The sequence below is a fragment of the Dictyoglomus sp. GBS genome, assembly GCF_055179815.1.
Map to the genome: position 1 here is coordinate 462,486 of NZ_CM143687.1, position 15,077 is coordinate 477,562.

General features: G+C 32.6%; 17 protein-coding genes and 1 CRISPR repeat array (1 of these 18 only partly in view). Of the genes, 11 read left to right on the forward strand and 6 right to left on the reverse strand.

Annotated elements, in window-relative coordinates:
• A CRISPR array of direct repeats spans positions 1 to 465; the repeat unit is 30 nt; unit sequence GTTTCAATCCCTTATAGGTACGCTACAAAC (it extends 297 nt beyond the left edge of the window).
• Between the two features lie 419 nt (positions 466 to 884).
• The 5 genes from ACY3IT_RS02085 to ACY3IT_RS02105 are packed head-to-tail and all read right to left on the reverse strand — an operon-like array spanning position 885 to position 2,117.
• Positions 885 to 1,034 (reverse strand): YvrJ family protein, encoded by a 150-nt coding sequence (locus tag ACY3IT_RS02085; RefSeq protein WP_148805627.1) that lies wholly within the window; start codon positions 1,032 to 1,034, stop codon positions 885 to 887.
• Positions 1,035 to 1,037: 3 nt separating this feature from the next.
• Positions 1,038 to 1,373: a YcbK family protein gene (locus ACY3IT_RS02090; protein ID WP_463083139.1), complete on the reverse strand. Its 336-nt coding sequence runs from the start codon at positions 1,371 to 1,373 to the stop codon at positions 1,038 to 1,040.
• Complete coding sequence (locus tag ACY3IT_RS02095; RefSeq protein WP_463083140.1) at positions 1,366 to 1,596, reverse strand: hypothetical protein; 231 nt, start codon at positions 1,594 to 1,596, stop codon at positions 1,366 to 1,368. Before ACY3IT_RS02095 ends, ACY3IT_RS02090 begins: the two co-directional genes overlap by 8 nt.
• 50 nt (positions 1,597 to 1,646) lie before the next feature.
• Positions 1,647 to 1,877 carry a DUF2922 domain-containing protein gene (locus ACY3IT_RS02100; RefSeq protein WP_463083141.1) on the reverse strand — a complete coding sequence of 77 codons (231 nt, stop codon included), beginning with the start codon at positions 1,875 to 1,877 and terminating at the stop codon, positions 1,647 to 1,649.
• An 18-nt stretch (positions 1,878 to 1,895) separates the two neighbouring features.
• A complete protein-coding gene (locus tag ACY3IT_RS02105) occupies positions 1,896 to 2,117 on the reverse strand; it encodes a DUF1659 domain-containing protein (protein ID WP_463083142.1) in 222 nt (73 codons plus the stop codon).
• Between the two features lie 105 nt (positions 2,118 to 2,222).
• Between ACY3IT_RS02105 and ACY3IT_RS02110 the strand changes: the two genes are divergently transcribed.
• From ACY3IT_RS02110 to pstB, 7 genes are all read left to right on the forward strand, one after another.
• Entirely contained in the window at positions 2,223 to 3,338 is a 1,116-nt protein-coding gene (locus ACY3IT_RS02110) for a DUF4139 domain-containing protein (RefSeq protein ID WP_463083143.1), read from the forward strand.
• A 26-nt stretch (positions 3,339 to 3,364) separates the two neighbouring features.
• Positions 3,365 to 4,138, forward strand: a complete 774-nt coding sequence (locus ACY3IT_RS02115; protein WP_463083144.1) for a 4Fe-4S binding protein — start codon at positions 3,365 to 3,367, stop codon at positions 4,136 to 4,138.
• A gap of 16 nt (positions 4,139 to 4,154) precedes the next feature.
• Complete coding sequence (locus tag ACY3IT_RS02120) at positions 4,155 to 5,702, forward strand: MBL fold metallo-hydrolase RNA specificity domain-containing protein (RefSeq protein ID WP_463083145.1); 1,548 nt, start codon at positions 4,155 to 4,157, stop codon at positions 5,700 to 5,702.
• The gene (locus ACY3IT_RS02125; RefSeq protein ID WP_463083146.1) at positions 5,699 to 6,946 is read left to right on the forward strand and encodes a M28 family metallopeptidase; all 1,248 of its coding nucleotides are present in this window, start codon (positions 5,699 to 5,701) and stop codon (positions 6,944 to 6,946) included. Before ACY3IT_RS02120 ends, ACY3IT_RS02125 begins: the two co-directional genes overlap by 4 nt.
• Before the next feature lie 68 nt (positions 6,947 to 7,014).
• Positions 7,015 to 7,923 carry a phosphate ABC transporter permease subunit PstC gene (gene pstC, locus ACY3IT_RS02130; protein WP_463083147.1) on the forward strand — a complete coding sequence of 303 codons (909 nt, stop codon included), beginning with the start codon at positions 7,015 to 7,017 and terminating at the stop codon, positions 7,921 to 7,923.
• On the forward strand, positions 7,920 to 8,756 hold the full coding sequence (gene pstA, locus ACY3IT_RS02135) for a phosphate ABC transporter permease PstA (RefSeq protein ID WP_463083148.1): 837 nt from the start codon (positions 7,920 to 7,922) through the stop codon (positions 8,754 to 8,756). The genes pstC and pstA overlap by 4 nt, the downstream gene beginning before the upstream one ends.
• A 14-nt stretch (positions 8,757 to 8,770) precedes the next feature.
• Positions 8,771 to 9,529: a phosphate ABC transporter ATP-binding protein PstB gene (gene pstB / locus ACY3IT_RS02140; protein WP_463083149.1), complete on the forward strand. Its 759-nt coding sequence runs from the start codon at positions 8,771 to 8,773 to the stop codon at positions 9,527 to 9,529.
• A gap of 1 nt (position 9,530) precedes the next feature.
• Here the strand turns inward: pstB and phoU are convergent, their stop codons facing one another.
• A complete protein-coding gene (phoU, locus tag ACY3IT_RS02145; protein WP_463083150.1) occupies positions 9,531 to 10,187 on the reverse strand; it encodes a phosphate signaling complex protein PhoU in 657 nt (218 codons plus the stop codon).
• Positions 10,188 to 10,334: 147 nt separating this feature from the next.
• On the opposite strand from phoU, the gene ACY3IT_RS02150 reads away from it, so the two are divergent.
• From ACY3IT_RS02150 to ACY3IT_RS02165, 4 genes are all read left to right on the forward strand, one after another.
• Entirely contained in the window at positions 10,335 to 11,042 is a 708-nt protein-coding gene (locus ACY3IT_RS02150) for an SDR family NAD(P)-dependent oxidoreductase (RefSeq protein WP_463083151.1), read from the forward strand.
• A gap of 42 nt (positions 11,043 to 11,084) precedes the next feature.
• A complete protein-coding gene (locus ACY3IT_RS02155; RefSeq protein WP_463083152.1) occupies positions 11,085 to 12,077 on the forward strand; it encodes a hypothetical protein in 993 nt (330 codons plus the stop codon).
• Between the two features lie 15 nt (positions 12,078 to 12,092).
• Positions 12,093 to 12,854, forward strand: a complete 762-nt coding sequence (locus ACY3IT_RS02160) for a hypothetical protein (RefSeq protein WP_463083153.1) — start codon at positions 12,093 to 12,095, stop codon at positions 12,852 to 12,854.
• Between the two features lie 171 nt (positions 12,855 to 13,025).
• Positions 13,026 to 14,963 (forward strand): ABC transporter substrate-binding protein, encoded by a 1,938-nt coding sequence (locus ACY3IT_RS02165; RefSeq protein WP_463083154.1) that lies wholly within the window; start codon positions 13,026 to 13,028, stop codon positions 14,961 to 14,963.
• The last annotated feature ends 114 nt before the right edge of the window (positions 14,964 to 15,077 follow it).

Here is a 15,077-nt window from a genome sequence, read left to right on the forward strand (position 1 = left end):
GGCTATAGTTTCCCCTCTTTTTTTATTTAGAAAGGGGGTTTCAATCCCTTATAGGTACGCTACAAACCATCTTCATCTTGCCCGAAGTATTCTAGCAAAGATAGTTTCAATCCCTTATAGGTACGCTACAAACAATCCTAAAGGGAATGCGCGTTCGCGCGCATTCCCTGTTTCAATCCCTTATAGGTACGCTACAAACTTGGATAGGCTCGAGGGATTGATGTGGCTTTGTAACAGGTTTCAATCCCTTATAGGTACGCTACAAACGTAACGAATGGCGAAGTGTCATACTACAAGAAAACGGTTTCAATCCCTTATAGGTACGCTACAAACAGGTGGGAAGATGAAGGTAGATAAAAAAGGATTTCTGTTTCAATCCCTTATAGGTACGCTACAAACAAGCCTGTATAGGGAAGCCTCCTCTTTAGTAGCGTCGTTTCAATCCCTTATAGGTACGCTACAAACCCGTGGAAAGGGCTAAAAAAGATCTCTCTAAAAATTACTACCCTTATAGGTACACTACAATTTTGTTGGTAGTATAGCATGAGAAAAATTAGATGTAAATAGGTTTTGATGTGAAAATTTATATTTCTGTCGATCCTCCAGGGTTTTGGGGTTATCGGGGGCAGACTGTAAAAATAGTTTTTAAGAATAAGCTAAAATATTTTCTAATAGAGTAAAGAACTATTTATGAAAAATTTTTAGGTTAAAAATCATTAAGAAGTTAGTAAATATCAATTCTAGCAATAAAAGTGTGTTGCTCTTAATTGTTACATTTTTTGTCGATCTTAAAGAGTTTTTGAGAAATCTTATTTTTCTTTGAGTTTATATGTAACAAAATATCAGCCTGAGATATTTAATTAATCCCAGGCTGATTTTTTGTTTTAATTTTTAGATAAGCTAAGTATTGCTTGAGATAGTTCATTGATAGCTTTTGTTAGGTTTTCAAGTCTTGTCTCTATTCTTAATAAAAGTATTAAAGACACAACTATAGGAAATCCAAGATTGCTTATTAATTGATATATATCTTCCAAGGCTTACACCTCCATATGGATATATTTCTTTTTTTCGTCAAGTTTAACGAAGGAGAATTTTAATTTTTTTGCTATGTTATATACTTCTTGTAGATCTGTGGCTGTGATATCACAAGCAAGTCTTTTCATATGTTTTGAATTTGGTACCCCTCCTACTTCTTTGTTGTGTTTTTCACAACGATATCCACTTGTAATTTTTATTTTACCTTTTACCATGGCAGATAATTTTTCCATTTCATCAAGAAGAGATGGGTGTATTATTACCTTTTTACAACATGGGCATTGAAAATCTTTAAGGTAGAAGTTTTTAGATATTTTAATATCATTTATTTCAGGCATTTTTGTCCTCCTTATGTTCAAGTCCTATTATTACTTTTGAGATAATCAATGGGATTAGATGTTTTTCAAAAAATATGGGTAAACATTCTGGACATACAGGATTTTCATCTATAAAAAATACAAAATTTTTCTTTTGGCCACATATTTTGCATGTATAGCTTGGAAAGGTTTGATATAAGAAGCTAAATTTAAATTGTACTCTTTTTACTAAGTTTTCAAACATATTTAACTCTCCTTTTTTTTGGGTGGAGGTATTACCTCCACCCTTTAATTTTAGTCGTAGTAATCGCTAATATTCGTTTCTATTATTCTTGCGTCAACTTTTTCTACCAGATCTCCTGTTTTTCCTTGAAATATATTTTGATTTATTATTGTGTCCATAGCGCTTAAAATCTGGGATTCTGTTAAGTCATCCTTAGGATCAGAAATTCTTATGGTAAAGTTGCTTCCTCCACTGTCTCTAAATATCATTCTCACATATTTTCTTGTGGAATAAGTGGCCATCTTTATACCTCCTTATTTTTAGATTTCAGATAACTCTTCATCATTGGTTCTTACAACTTTAACTAGTGGAAATTTTTGAAGGGATCCCAAAGCTTGAGCTACTGTATATACTGCCTCATCTGGTACATCTGCTTTTACATTGTTGAAGCTTCTGTTTCTTAATACGGGGTTTCCTTGCTGGATTCCTACCTGTACTCTAAGAATAAGTCGGGAATTATAAGGTAAACTTTGTACTGCCATTTTTTTACCTCCTTTCTTTTGGGATTCTATTAAATAAATCCTAAGAGTGGGTGACATAAAAATATGTTATAATTTAGAAAATTTCTTTATAGGGGGTAAATAATAATGAAAAAAATATCCATATTTTTGATTATTTTTATGCTTTTTATTCTCTCCTTTTCCTTTTCTCAGAATTTAATTGTTTATCAGAGAAATTTTGCTGTAGTATCTCTTGAAAAAGAGGTAAAACTAACAAAAGGAGTCAATTTTATAGCCTTAGATGAAGTTCCTCAGAGCGTAGGTGCGGGGAACTTTTTTATATATTCAAGTAAGGGAAATAGAATTTTGGAGGTATTGTATCCTCCATCTGGTATTTTTATCTATTCTTCTGAAGATATGATTGATACTTTAAAGATTGTTTATATTCTTCCAAATATTAATTGGAATGCTGTTCATTCCTTTTTTATTGATAAAGATAAATTAAGATTTTCTTCTGATATTTATCTACAAAATAAATCTGATATGAGTTTTCAAAAAATAAAGCTTTCTGTTTTGGCAGGGGAAATAAATATAGAGAGAGGACCTCAGGAAATGCTACAGGAAAAAGGTTTAAGCGTTCTTGCTATGCGGGTTCCCTCTGAGACAGAGTTAAAAGAAGTAGAAGGTTATAAATTATTTGATCTTTCAGGTGAATATAGTTTAGCTAAAGGGGGTACGAAAATTATCCCTATTATAGATGCAGAGATAAATAATGCTATTAAGAGATATGCTTTTCAAAATGGAAAAGTTTATATTTTATGGAATATAGAGAATAAAAAAGAGAATGGGCTTGGGATTCCTATACCTATGGGAAGTCTTAAAATTTTTGAAATGGTAGGAAATAAGGTAATCTTTTTAGGGGAAAGCAGTATACCCAATATAGCAGTTGGAGAAAAAATAGAAGTAATACAAGGAATTGATTTTGATATAAAAGGAGAGAGAAAGGTTTTGGAGAGTAAGCAGAGAGTTGAAGGAAAATATGAGATAAAGGAAGCAAAGGTTTCAGTAGAGATAAGAAATAGTAAAAAGGAGGATGTGACTGTAGAGGTAAAGGAATATATTTATGAAGATAGTGTGGAGATTGTTTCTTCTAATTTCTCTTATGAGAAGATAGATAAAAATACTTTTGTATTTTATGTAAAGGTGAAGGGAGAGAGTTCTGCCACATTGATTTATAATTATACTTCAAAAAGGCTTAGATAATGACTTTTTGTAGTATAATTTATCTCATGAAGAAAAAGAGTATATCTAAAAAACGGAGTCTTTGGCAGATAATAAGTCTTCTTATTGTGAATTCCTATTTTTTAGCTCCTTGGGGTAAGCATATACCTGTGCCAGTTTTTAATTGTTATTCTTGTCCATTAGCAAGTTTTGCTTGTCCTATTGGTACTCTTCAGCATTTTATAGTGCTTCATCAATTTCCCTTTTTTACTCTTGGTATTCTTTTTCTTTCGGGTTTACTTCTTGGGAGATATTTTTGTGGCTGGCTTTGTGCCTTTGGTTTTATTCAAGACCTTCTTTATAAAATTCCAGTGAGAAAGATAAGGATAGAAAATAGATTTGCTACTTTTATAAGATGGAGTATTCTTATTATTCTTGTAATTTTGATCCCCTATTTTACTCTTGAACCATGGTTTTGTAAGCTTTGTCCTGCAGGCACCTTGGAGGCAGGAATACCTCAAGTCTTAATACATCCACCTCTTAGAAATCTTATTGGTTTTTTGTTTGCCATTAAGATTCTATTTCTTATCTTATTTATTGTTTCTTCCATGTTTATATCTCGTCTTTTTTGTAGATTTATATGTCCTCTTGGTACTATCCTTTCTGTTTTCAATAAAATTTCCTTTTATCATTTAGAAGTAAAGCCCACCTGTCCTTCTTGTAGTTTATGTAAGACAAAATGTCCTGTAAATATAGAGGTTAATAAGGATCCTAATTCTCCTCATTGTATCAGATGTCATGAATGTTTCATTTGTGGACAGGTAGAATGGAAAATTAAATAGTAAAGAGGGTGATACTTTGATAATAACTTTTTTAGGGGCTGCAGGCGAGGTTACAGGCTCTTGCTTTCTCTTGGAGAATAATAAGAAATATATTGTAGATTGTGGTATATTTCAGGGAAAATCTGAAAATGAAAATGCAGTACCTTTTACTTTTGATCCTAAGGAGATTTCTGGAGTAATTCTTACTCATGCCCATTTGGATCATTCGGGAAGGATTCCTAAGCTTGTAAAGGAAGGATTCAAGGGTAAAATATACGCTACCTATCCTACTATAGAACTTTGTGAAATTCTATGGCTGGATACTGTAAAACTTATGAAAGAGGAAGTGGAAAGAATAAATAGGAAAAATCTTAGATCGGGTAAGCCTCCTATAGAGCCTCTTTATACAGAAAAAGAAGTAGAAATGGCCATGAAGCTTTTTGAACCAGTGCCTTATGATGAAATGTTAGATCTTAATGATATAAAGGTTAGGTTTAGGGATTCTGCCCATATTCTTGGCGCATCCTCCTTAGAGGTATGGGGAGATAATACTAAGATAGTTTTTTCTGGAGATATAGGGCCACAAAACAATGTAATGGAAGGAACTCCACCTATTATTGAGGGAGCAGATTATGTAGTAATTGAATCTACCTATGGTGATAGACTTCATAAGTCTTTGGAAGATACGAGAAAAGAATTTGAATCAGTTATCTTAGATGCTTTAAATAGTGGAGGTAAGGTACTTATACCTTCCTTTGTGGTAGATAGGGCTCAAAGGGTAATATATGAAATTATGCTTTTATCCTATAAATACCCAATCTTAACAAAAATTCCTATATTTTTTGATAGTCCTATGGGAAAAAAGGTAACAGAAGTTTATGAAAGGCATAGTAATCTTCTTTCGGGAGAAATTCAGAAATATTTTCTTGAAGGAATAAGCCCTTTTCAATTAAAAAATTTAAAATTTTTGTCTACTCCTGAGGAATCAAAAAGTATAAATGATCTTGATATAGGAGTTGTTATTGCAGGAAGTGGAATGTGTACGGGAGGAAGAATTCTTCACCATTTGAAACATAATTTGTGGAAAGAAAATACCCATTTGATTTTTGTAGGTTATCAGGCAGAGGGGACATTGGGAAGAAGGATTGTAGATGGCGAGAGGAAGGTACATGTGATGGGAGAGGAAATAACAGTTAGGGCTAAAATTCATACCATAAATGGATTTTCTGCTCATGCAGATCAAAAGGATCTTTTAACTTGGACAGATAATTTTCAAGGTGATCCTACTTTTATCATAGTTCATGGAGAGCCTAAGGCTTCTCAAACCCTTGGACAGTTATTACAACTTAGAGGAAGAAAGACTATTATTCCTACCTATGCCCAAACCTTAGATTTAGAAAAGAAAGAAATTATAACTCCAAGGGTTACTCCTAAAATTGATGTGTATTCTTTGATCTCTGATTTAGAGAATTACATTGAAAAATTTAAGTCTCAGACAATTCCTCAGGATATGGATACCTATTCTCTTTTAAATTCTGCCTTGATACTTCTTAAAGAGATAGATAAAAGGAGTACAAACGCATGAGAATTATAATCTTGATTTTATCCTTTTTTCTTCTTTTTATTTCCTCTTTATCTTCTTATGTTAAGGGAGATTATGCACTAAATGTGATTTATGAACTTTCTGATAAAAAATATATGGGTAGACAAGCAGGTACATTAGAAAATAGGGAGGCTATTAATTTTTTGTCTTCGGAATTAGATAAGATAAATGTTAGTAATTATTTTTTGCAAGATTTTCCTGTAGAAGTTTATGAGCTAAGGGATATGCCCGAATTTGCTATAAAGTATAATCAGGAGTTAAAGAAATTTAAATATAGGGAAGATTTTAGAGATAGATTTTCGGGAAGCTGGAAAGTAGAAGCTCCTATTGAAGGGGATGTTAAAAATATTAAAGATAGTTTTTGGCTTACAGATTATAGGAATGGAGTTACGAAGTCTCAGGTTGTTGCCTCTATTTATGGTGCAAAGGGAGTAATATTGGGTATACCAAAGGATATGACGGAATTGATTTTTGAAAAATCCTTGTTCTTTCAAAATAGTAATCTACCTGTAATCTATATTTCTTCTCAAATATTTCAGAATATAAAGGATCTTTTAGATAAGAAACAAAAAGTAATAGGTTATTATAGGATTGAATATGATAAAAGATTAGAGAAAGCCTATAATCTTATTTTTTATGTACCATCAAAGATAAAAAGTGAGAAAGTTTTATTAATTTCTGCCCATGTAGATCATGTGGGAAAAGAGCCTGATAACACCTTTTTTCCAGGTGCCAATGATAATGCCTCAGGCGTTGGGGTTTTAATGGAGATAGCAAAATTAATATTGGAAAAAGGTAATGATTATCCTTTTAATATATTATTCTTAGTGACAAATGCAGAGGAGAAGGGACTTTTAGGAGCAAAATACTTTGTGGAAAATTCTCCTGTTCCTCTTGAAAATATATTTTTAAATGTAAATTTAGACTGTGTAGGAAGGGGAAAATTCTTAATAGTAGGTTATAATACGTATGCTGAGAAATATATTAAAAAATTGAGTGTACCTGCAAATTTTGTAGAGAATTATTATCTGTCCGATTCGGATCAATATATCTTTCATCTTCTTAAGATTCCTGTTTTCTTTTTTATAAGAAGTGATTCAGAGGGATATATTCCTGATCTTCATCAAAAGTCTGACACAAGAGAAAAGATAAAAAGAGAAAATTTGGTGGAGACAATGGATTTGTTTTTTAACATATTAGATGATATTACTTTAAAATTTTTTTAATTTACTTTACGATTGATTTTTCTAAAATTAAAATAAGGGTAGTTTAGTTTTTATGGGTGAAGAAATATATGAGTAAAAGTATAGGAGATAAAATTTTTAAAGGTCTTGCCATTTTTGCAAGTCTTCTACTTGTTATTCTTGTTATATCCCTCTTTATATCATTAGTTATTTATTCTATCCCCAGTATAAAGAAATTTGGATTTAAATTTGTAATAGATAAGATATGGGACCCTGTGGCAGATAAGTATGGTGCTTTACCTGCTATATATGGTACATTGGTTACATCTTTTCTTGCTCTTCTTATTGCCTTTCCTATAAGTATTGGAATTGCTATATTTATCTCGGAGCTTGCTCCTATTTTTTTAAAACGTATTTTTTCTTTTATTATTGAGCTTTTAGGGGCAATACCAAGTTTAATTTATGGTATGTGGGGACTTTTTGTTTTAGCTCCCTTACTTCAACTTAAGATAGGTCCTTTTATTCAAAGAATCCTTGGATTTTTACCATTCTTCCAAGGATATCCTATGGGAGTAGGTTATCTTACTGCTGGAGTTGTTCTTTCTATTATGATCATTCCAACCATATCTTCTTTGTCTCGTGAGATATTAATGGCAGTCCCTATGGATCAGAGGGAGGCAGGATATGCTCTTGGTATGACTAAATGGGAGGTTATATCAAAGGTAGTTTTGGGTAATGCAAAGTCAGGAATTTTTGCAGCAGGAATTTTAGGGCTTGGTAGGGCTCTTGGTGAGGCTGTAGCTGTAACTATGGTAATTGGAAATTTTCATGATATATCCATATCCCTCTTCTCTCCTGGAGTTACTATAACCAGTGTAATTATAAATCAGTTTGCAGAGGCAACAGGTGAGTTAAAGCTTTCTGTACTTATGGAACTCGCTTTAATTTTATTCTTAATCACTTTTCTAATAATGGGGTTTGCTCGATACTATATATTGAAGAGGATTGTTAAAGAATGAATTATAGGACAAGAAAGATAATAAATAGAGTAATGTTAACCATAAGCATGATAACATTCCTTATTGGATCTTTATTTCTTTTTTGGATTTTAGGGGATGTATTTATAAAGGGTATTAGATATATAAATTTCAGTCTTTTTTTAGAGCTTCCCAAGCCTCCAGGTGTTCCGGGTGGTGGAGTTGCAAATGATATTGTAGGTACATTAATTCTTACTTTAGTGGCATCTTTAATTGGAGTGCCTATAGGTATGATGATTGCTATAGCTATTACAGAATATCATTTAGGAAAGCTTGCATGGTGGGCTAAATTTTTAACAGAGGTACTTACCAGTTTTCCAACTTTAATCATAGGTGTCTTTGTTTATACTATAATTGTTATCCCTATGAGGACCTTTTCAGCTCTTGCCGGAAGTATAGCTTTATCTATAATAATGCTTCCTGTTATAGCTAAATCTACAGAAGAATCTTTAAAAATGGTGCCTATCTCTGTAAGAGAAGCAGCTTATGCCTTGGGAGTGCCAAAGTGGAAAACAATTTTGAGAGTGGTTATTCCTTCTGCATCCAGTGGTATAGTAACAGGAATAATGATCGCAGTAGCAAGAGTTATGGGAGAAACTGCGCCTTTACTTTTTACTTCATTTAATAATGTATATTGGAGTCTTAGCTTGACTAAGCCAATTGGAAGCCTTACTGTAACCATCTTTAATTATGCCACATCTCCATATGATGATTGGAGAAATAAAGCTTTTGCATCAGCCCTTGTTCTTGTTACTATTATTTTGATTTTAAATATAATTGCCCGAATATATGCGAGTAAAAAAGGAAAACATTAAGGGAGGAATGTGCATTGGATAAGATAAGGGTCGAAAATTTAAATGCATGGTTTGGGTCTATGCATGTCCTTAAAAATATTAATCTTTCTATTAAAGAGAAATATATTTCAGCTATTATTGGACCATCAGGTTGTGGAAAGACCACTCTTCTTAGATGTTTTAATAGATTGCATGAATTGTCTCCTGGTGCAAGAGTTGAAGGTAACATCTTTTTGGGTAATTTAAATATATATGGTAAGGATGTGGATCCTGTTATTGTAAGAAGAAGAATTGGAATGGTTTTTCAAAGACCAAATCTTTTTTCTAATATGACTATTTATGATAATGTAATTGCAGGATATATCTTGAACAATAAAAGACTTTCAAAATCAGAAAAGGATGAAATTGTGGAAAGAAGTTTAAGACTTGCTGGAATTTGGGAAGAGGTTAAGAATAGATTAAGGGAGTATCCTTCTAGCCTATCAGGCGGGCAACAACAAAGAGTTTGTATAGCAAGAGCCTTAGCTGTGCAACCCGAGGTATTACTTATGGATGAGCCTACATCAGCTTTAGACCCCATATCTACATATAGAATAGAAGAGACTATAAGGGAATTGAAAAAGGAAGTCACAATAATAATTGTTACTCACAATATGCAACAAGCAGCAAGAGTATCAGATGAGACGGTATTCATGTACCTTGGAGAAGTTATTGAGATAGGACCTACTGCTGAGATTTTTACAAATCCAAAGAAAAAGCTTACTGAAGAGTATATTACAGGAAAGTTTGGCTAATTTATTCGTGAAGCTCTTTTAATTCTCCTGTTTCCATATAATATATTCTTTCTGCTATATTGGTTATATGGTCTGCTATTCTTTCTAAGAATCTTGCAATCATAAGATATTTTACTTGCTGAGGGGCAGTCTCAGGTGCATGTTCGATCTCTTCTATAACCTCATCATATATTCGGTAATATGTTCTATCAATAGCGTCATCTTGGTCTACCACACTTAGTATAAAGTTAATATCTCTGTTAATAAAGGCATCCAGTGAATCACAGAGCATTTTTTCAACTAGTTCAAACATGTTTGTTAAATTTTTGTTTAATGGCAATAGGGGTAACTTGATTAGTTCAATAGTGAATTTGGCTATATCTACACAATAATCTCCCATTCTTTCTATATCACTTATAATTTTCATTGCAGCAGCAATTACTCTAAGATCATGAGCCATAGGTTGCTGAAGAGCAAGAAGCTTGAGACAGTTGTTCTCTATACTCCAATTGTATTTGTCTACAATATCATCCATATCTATAACTTGTTTTGCTAAAGCCTCATCTTTGTCTATTATGGCTTTTTTACTTTTTTCAAGCATATCCTTTACAGTAGAGCCCATTTCTACAAGTGAGTTTTCTAATTTTTTAAGTTCTTCTAAGAAATTCTGTCTAAGCAAAGCTCCTTATCCTCCTTAGAACCCATTTTGAATTTTAGTAATTATACCAATAAGATTTTATTTTTTCAATTGTAAAAGAAATTATAAGGTAATGTGTTATAATGATGTTAGTATATAAGTTAGAGAATGATTGGAGGTAAATATATAATGGGTAGAGTACTTGAGGGGAAAAGGGTGTTGATAACAGGAGCTTCCCGAGGTGTTGGTTATGAGATTGTAAAGTTATTTTTAGAAGAAGGGGCAAGTATAATTGGTATTTCGAGGGATGAGAAGAGATTAAGAGAAGCAGAGTCAGAATTTAAGAAATTGGGGGATTTTGAAGGTCTTGTATTAGATATATCCCAAATGGGTTTTGAAGAAAAGGTGGTAGAGTTTGTCAAAAATAAATGGAATGCTTTGGATATTCTTATTAATAATGCTGGGGTAATGTTAGCTTATGGAGGATTTTTAGAAGAAGATAAGGATATATTGGAAAAAACTTTTCAAGTGAATCTTTATGCTCCGTATTATCTTATAAGGGCTATGGTACCTTTTCTTCTTAAAGGTAATGAGCCAAGAATAGTGAATGTTAGCTCTGGAGCAGGTACTTTTTCAGCTTTAAGAGAGATGTATGATATTGCAAGCTATAGATTAAGTAAATTTGCACTAAATGGTCTTACCGTGCTTCTTGCTAATGAATTGAAAGGAAAGGTTGCTGTCAATGCTTTAGATCCTGGATGGGTAAAGACGGATATGGGTGGGCCTAATGCCCCTGGAAGCCCAAAAGATTCTGCAAAGGGAGCTTTGGCTCTTGTTACTATGCCTTTTGAAGTAACAGGAAAATTTTTCAAAGATGGTAAGGAAATTCCCTTTTAGGATATAGATATTTATTGAATAAGGGGAAGGGGATGTATTAAGGTGAAGTTTCCTATTGGGAAAGAGATTTATATTAAGACCCCTGCATTTCTGATAAATATTAAAGAACTTATTTCATGGTTTAGATTGGAAAAATTTAATGGCGTGCTTTGGGGGGAAAGCTCTGATTTTATAACAGAGATATTAATTTATAATGGTGTTGTACCTAAAGCATACACTATTAGAGAAACAGAGATTTTGGCAGAAGATAATGCTTCTATTGAGATATTTGTAAATGATTTTATTGCAAGATCCAATTTAATATCTCTTTATTCTCTTGAAAAAGAGATAGTTTTGTCTATTTTAATAAGTTATTTTTCTACTCCTAAAATTTTTCAGGAAGAAACCTATCTCTTTGTGGCCGATAAATTAGTGGAGGAAGCCAAAAAAGAAAACACCATATCTCATATATTGATTGAAAGTCCTTCTGATAAGATTCATTTTTTATTTAGTAAAGGTAAATTTTTAGGATGTTATCAAGAAAGGGATGGGATTTTAAAAGATGAACTTTCTATTTCTGAGTTTTTTGAGAATAAAGAAAATCTTCTTAGTTTCTATCAAGTAAGAGAAGAGGAATTTGAAAGATTAAATATTCCTTCTTTGAAGTTTAGCTTTATAGAAGAAGATATAACTTCTTGGACAAAAAAGTTATTGGAATATGTTAATTACGTGATTAATTACTACACTGAATTTGGAATGTATATTAAAAATATGGAAAGTTTATTAAAAAATTTAAAGATATTAGAGAAATCATTAATATGTTCAAATAACAATTTTACAGTTAAAAATGAAATTATGGAAAGTTATGATGAGGTAGAGAAAGAGGTTGTTGAACTTATAGCAAGAATAAATAGAGAGCTTGCTGGTATATGGGGTGAGAAATTCGTTAAGCAAAAATATATGCAAGCTTATAAGAAGTTTTTGGAAGGAAATCAGAATGATAAGGTAATAATTGAGCTTCTTGATAGGTTGAATCCAGAGAATATTGAGTTTTGAAAGGGGGAAGGGATTTTGAATACGACATATAAAAGGCTTAGTATTTTATTTATTATTCTCTTTTTACTTCCATTTTTAGTATTTTTAGGTGTAAGTTTCTTGTTGGTGGAACAAAGATTCTATCCAATTCTTTATCAGTTTTCCATTACTCTCTCTTTGGGAATTGCCCTTTATTACTTTCTTAAAGTGGACCGTAGATGGAAAGGTTGGATTGGCTGGTTTTTCTTGGTTTTGAGCTTAATCTTTCTCTTCGTAGGTGATACAATTTGGAATTTTTATGCCATATTTTTGAATCAAGAGGCTCCTTTTCCTGGTATATCTGATATTTTTTATGCTCTTTTTTATCTTCTTGCCTTCATGTTTCTTTCCTATTTTATAAGGCTTTTGAGGATTGAGTTAAATCCTTCTGAAAAGTTTATGATTATAATAATATCATTGGTATTTTTAAGCCTTCTTATTCAGCAAGTTGTACTTCCGATTTTAGTTTCTAACACTCATTGGCTTGAGAAGACCTTAAATGTTTTTTATCTTCTTGGTGATTTTATTTTACTGGTTTTAGCTTTTGTGCTTATGATTCAATTTTGGGGTGGTAAAGTAGCGAAGAGTTATGCTTACTTTATTCTTGGTATATCTGCATGTACAATTGCTGATATTGTTTTTTCATATATATTTGGGAATTATGGTATATCTAATTGGGTAGATATTTTTTATCTTTTATCCTTTCTTTTACTTTCCTTTTCTGTAATTGTTGAGAGTATGTTGTATATAAATAAGTAAAGTATTTTTTGATTAAAAATTTTATTGTATTTTTTTAATTTTAGGTATATAATATTCTACAAACGATTGCGTATAAGTTTTTAAAGGGAGGTGGAAAAAGAAGAAAAAAGGTTTTTTTCTCTATGTATCAAAACGTTTCTCAAAAAATTAAGTTAGGGGGTTAGTGATTTTATGAAGAAGTTAGTTTTCTTGAGTTTAGTGTTGTTAATGGTATTCACATTATCTCAAACAGCCTTTTCACAATTAGGACCAAATGTACCAAGAAATGAAACTATAGTAGCTAATATATTGAGTGGAAGAATTGGATCACCAGACAACTTCAATGTATGGCCAGCCACATGGAGATCACCCGATAGAGGAATACAACAATTAATGCTTGAACCAATATGGATAGTAGATCCAGCAACTGGAAAGGTTATAAATGCTCTTGCAAAAGAAAAGCCAATATATAACAGTGATTTTACAAAGAATGCTCTTGCAAAAGAAAAGCCAATATATAACAGTGATTTTACAAAGATGGTAGTAAAATTAAGAGAGGGATGCTACTGGAGTGATGGAGTAGAATTCACAGCTGATGACTTGGTGTATACTGTAGAACTTATTATGAAATATCAGGAATTAGGATACAATGCTACTTTTACTGAGTATGTAAAAAGAGTATACAAAACAGACAAATATACTGTAGTATTTGAATTGAAGAAGCCCAATGCCAGATTCCATGCCTATTTCTTAGATAGATGGGGAGCTTGTAGGCCATTACCAAAACATGTATTTGAGAAAGTAAAAGATCCTATATCCTTTGATTTCAAACCACCAATAAGTTCTGGACCATATGTATTACATAGCTATGATCCAGGTGGATACTGGGTACTCTGGCAGAGGAGAGAAGATTGGCAAAGAACACCAACAGGAAAACTCTTTGGAATGCCACAACCTAAATATGTACTCTTCTATTACTATGGACCAACAGAAAAACAAGTACTTGCAATGAATAACCATCAATTAGACATGGCAGATCTAACTATGGAAGGATTGAGATCGGTATTATCAACAAATAAATATGCAAGGGCATATAGAAAAGAATTTCCATACATAGTGAACGTAGACCCATGTGTAAGTGGAGTAATATTTAACAATGCAAAGGCTCCATGGAATAATAAGGAAGTGAGATGGGCATTAACATTAGCAATAGATATAGTAGAGTATGTAGGACTTGCTTATGACGGAGCAGTAACAGTATCAGCCTTACATATACCTGCAACTCCAGCTTATATGGAATGGTACTTCAAGCCACTTGAACCATGGTTAAAGAATCTAACAATTACAGTAGATGGAAAACCATTTAAAGTATATGATCCAGATGTACCAATGAGGATAGCAGAATATGCAAAGAAGAGAGGATACAATGTACCAAGTGATCCTAATGAAATTAGAAAGATATTTGGATTAGGTTGGTATAAGTATGCACCAGATGTGGCGGAGAAATTACTTATAAAGAATGGATTCAAGAGAGATAAAGATGGAAAATGGTTAACACCAGAAGGTAAACCATGGAAGATCACCATATTAACACCACCCAACCCAGCATCAGTTAACTTCAGGAATGCCTTTGCATTATCTCAAGTGTGGAAGAAGTTTGGAATAGATACTGAGGTATATGCTACAGAAAATGACGGAACATTAATGAACGTAGGTGATTTTGAAGTATCCACATCAGGACAATGGCCAGCAAGAGAGCCATGGGGTGGACATCCAGACTTATACAGAACTCTTGAGCAATTTGATTCAGCATATTACAGACCACTTGGTGAATACTATCCAGGCCATCAATGTAGATGGACCAATCCAAAACTTGACCAAATCATAAAAGAAATGCAAAAAGTAAGTTGGGATTCTCCAAAGAACAAGGCATTAGGAATGGAAGGATTAAAGATAGTAGCTCAAGATATGCCAACAATTCCAACATTCACATATCCAGGAGTAGTAGGGTATGATGAATACTACTGGACCAATTATCCAACAGCAGAAAATCCATATTGTATACCATATCATCATTGGCCTAACTTCAAGTACATGTTACCATTCTTGAAGCCAACAGGAAGGAAGTAAAAAATAAGCCCCCCGAAAGGGGGGCTTTTTATTTTTGCCTCTCTATAAAGAACCTTTTACACCTTAAAGTGTATAAATAGTTAATATACTCATTAATAGAATGGTTTTTTATAG

Bases quoted from the DNA above. Each gene is read 5' to 3' on its own strand.
- ACY3IT_RS02090 (WP_463083139.1), bottom strand. From the start codon at position 1,373: ATGCCTGAAATAAATGATATTAAAATATCTAAAAACTTCTACCTTAAA.
- ACY3IT_RS02095 (WP_463083140.1), bottom strand. From the start codon at position 1,596: ATGTTTGAAAACTTAGTAAAAAGAGTACAATTTAAATTTAGCTTCTTA.
- ACY3IT_RS02100 (WP_463083141.1), bottom strand. From the start codon at position 1,877: ATGGCCACTTATTCCACAAGAAAATATGTGAGAATGATATTTAGAGAC.
- ACY3IT_RS02105 (WP_463083142.1), bottom strand. From the start codon at position 2,117: ATGGCAGTACAAAGTTTACCTTATAATTCCCGACTTATTCTTAGAGTA.
- ACY3IT_RS02110 (WP_463083143.1), top strand. From the start codon at position 2,223: ATGAAAAAAATATCCATATTTTTGATTATTTTTATGCTTTTTATTCTC.
- ACY3IT_RS02115 (WP_463083144.1), top strand. From the start codon at position 3,365: ATGAAGAAAAAGAGTATATCTAAAAAACGGAGTCTTTGGCAGATAATA.
- ACY3IT_RS02125 (WP_463083146.1), top strand. From the start codon at position 5,699: ATGAGAATTATAATCTTGATTTTATCCTTTTTTCTTCTTTTTATTTCC.
- pstC (WP_463083147.1), top strand. From the start codon at position 7,015: ATGAGTAAAAGTATAGGAGATAAAATTTTTAAAGGTCTTGCCATTTTT.
- pstA (WP_463083148.1), top strand. From the start codon at position 7,920: ATGAATTATAGGACAAGAAAGATAATAAATAGAGTAATGTTAACCATA.
- ACY3IT_RS02150 (WP_463083151.1), top strand. From the start codon at position 10,335: ATGGGTAGAGTACTTGAGGGGAAAAGGGTGTTGATAACAGGAGCTTCC.
- ACY3IT_RS02165 (WP_463083154.1), top strand. From the start codon at position 13,026: ATGAAGAAGTTAGTTTTCTTGAGTTTAGTGTTGTTAATGGTATTCACA.